This window comes from Amycolatopsis cihanbeyliensis, assembly GCF_006715045.1.
Lineage (GTDB): Bacteria > Actinomycetota > Actinomycetes > Mycobacteriales > Pseudonocardiaceae > Amycolatopsis > Amycolatopsis cihanbeyliensis.
Window position 1 is genome coordinate 1,175,323 of the sequence record NZ_VFML01000001.1, and the last position, 2,374, is coordinate 1,177,696.

At 68.4% G+C, this 2,374-nt stretch carries 2 protein-coding genes; both read right to left on the minus strand.

Features of this window, described 5'->3' with window-relative positions; all coding sequences use genetic code 11:
- Positions 1-358: 358 nt before the first annotated feature.
- A complete protein-coding gene (locus FB471_RS05085; protein WP_246076244.1) occupies positions 359-1,159 on the minus strand; it encodes an ABC transporter permease in 801 nt (266 codons plus the stop codon).
- The gene (locus FB471_RS05090; RefSeq protein WP_141996172.1) at positions 1,159-2,151 is read right to left on the minus strand and encodes an ATP-binding cassette domain-containing protein; all 993 of its coding nucleotides are present in this window, start codon (positions 2,149-2,151) and stop codon (positions 1,159-1,161) included. Before FB471_RS05090 ends, FB471_RS05085 begins: the two co-directional genes overlap by 1 nt.
- Positions 2,152-2,374 lie beyond the last annotated feature (223 nt).

A 2,374-nucleotide genomic window follows, 5' to 3' on the forward strand; every position in this document is an offset into this window, starting at 1 on the left:
GTAACCGTCACACGCCTGGTAATGTCAAGACGAAATCGGAAACTGTTCGCCAGGAAACCGGCCGGTTCCCGCCGACAGTCGATCAGGCGCCGACGTTGTGCACCGGTTCGAGCTTACTCACCTGCGACGTACGGAAGGAATGCGCGCGGGGGGCACCACGAAGATTTGAAATGAGAATCTCTCTATCAATGCCTGTTGCCGAGCACGCGGCGCGGCCGGTCGGCGAGGGCGGCGGGGCGCCGAGTGGGCGCCTGCCCGAGGCGAGGAACCGGGGGCCTTGCGGCAGGCGAGTTCCGCCGCCCGGTGCGCGGGCGACGGAACCGGCGGTGCGGGCGGGTCCTGTTCCCGCGGGGCCAGGTCAGCGAGCGGCCGCGCGCTGGAAGGCGCGAACGGCTTTCGGTACGGCGATGGCGAACAGCACGGCCAGGCCCAGCAGCGAGAACAAGACCGGATTCCGCACCGGCAGGCCGGCGTCCGCCCCGATGCCGGTGGGATTGCCCCACATCTCCCGCGCCGCGGTGGTCACCGCGCTGACCGGGTTCCACTCGGCGACGGTGCGCAGCCAGCCGGGCAGGTTGCTGAGGGGGAAGAACGCCGCGGAGAGGAAGGCGAGCGGCATGGTGACGAAGGAACCGATCGCGTTGACCGCCTCCGCGTTACGCATCGCGAGCCCGATCCACGCCCCGAGCCAGGCCATCGCCAGGCCGAGCAGGAAGATCAGCAGGAAGCCGCCGAGCACGGCCAGCACCCCACCGCTGATCCGCCACCCGATGAGGTACCCGACGGCCGTCATCACCATGCACGAGATGACGGTCGTCACCAGGTCCGAAACGGTACGTCCGATCAGTACCGAAACGTGCGAGATGGGCAGCGAGCGAAACCGGTCCACCAGCCCGTTGTGCAGGTCGGTGGCGACGCCGACAGCCGTGGTCGATATCCCGGCGAGCATCACCATCGTGAAGATGCCGGGCATGATGTATTCCTTGTAGTCACCGCCCGGTACCTGCATCGAGCTACCGAACAGGTAACCGAATATGACGACCATCGCCACCGGCATGATGGTGGCACTGATCAGCTTCTGCGGGACCCGCTTGGTGTGCCGTAGGTGCCTGCCGATCAGCGCCGCCGAATCGCTCAGCAGCAGGTTCATCGCGGTCATCACACTGCTCCCGTTCCGTTGGCCACGGCGGCGACGTCTCTCGCGCCGTCGCCGTGCCGGCGATTTCCGGTCAGCTCGAGGAAGACATCGTCCAGCGACGGTCGCCTGACGACGAAGTCGACGACGTCGATACCGCCGCGTTCCAGCGCGTTCGCGGCGGCGGCGATGCCCCGCACGCCGGTCTCCAGTGCCACCGAGACCCGCAGCCCGGAGTCGTCGACCACCGGGGTGGCCGGTTGCGCCTCGGTGAGCGGCTCGATCGCGGCCGCCGCCATCTCGGTGGTCGACACCGAGATCTCGAGCCGCTCGCCGCCGACCCTCCGCTTCAGCTCGTCCGGGGCGCCCTCGGCGACCACGCCGCCCTTGTCGATCACGGCGATCCGGTCGGCGAGATAATCGGCCTCCTCGAGGTACTGCGTGGTCAGCAGCACGGTGACGCCGGCGGCCACCTGCTCCTTGACCATGTCCCACAGCGCCGCGCGGCTGACCAGATCGAGCCCGGTAGTCGGCTCGTCCAGGAAGAGCACCGGTGGTCGAGCCATCAGGCTGGCCGCGAGGTCCAGCCTCCGCCGCATCCCGCCCGAGTAGGTCCTTACCGGACGGTCGGCCGCATCGACCAGGTCGAACCGCTCCAGCAACTCGGCAGTGCGCTCCCTGGCCCGCTTGCGGCCGATATGGTAAAGCGTGCCGATCAGGGTCAGGTTCTCCCTGCCGGTCAGCCAACCGTCGAGCGCGGCGTACTGGCCGGTGAGGCCGATCCGCTTACGCACTTCCCTTGCCTGCCGGACCACGTCGAAGCCGGCGATGCTGGCGCTGCCCGCGTCCGGCTCCAGCAGGGTCGCCAGCATGCGCACCAGTGTGGTCTTCCCGGCCCCGTTCGGACCGAGCACGCCGAACACGGTGCCGGAGTCGACGGTGAGGTCGACATCCTTCAGCGCTTCCACGTTGCCGTAGCGCTTGCACAGCCCTTCCGCCGAGATCGCGATACCCATGAGGTTCCTCCACCCACGAAATGGTGGCGAGACCCGGCGACTCCACCGTGCCTTCGGTCTCACGCACGTGGCCCGAGGCGGGAACCACGGTACGACCAGATGGTTCCCGCCCAACGGATTGCCTGCGACAGTAGTCGCGGCGCACCCGCGAAGACAGCTCCCTTCAATGCTTTCGATGCGATCCGGGGCAGTGCGGCCCGGGCGCCCCGCGCCGGATCGGTGC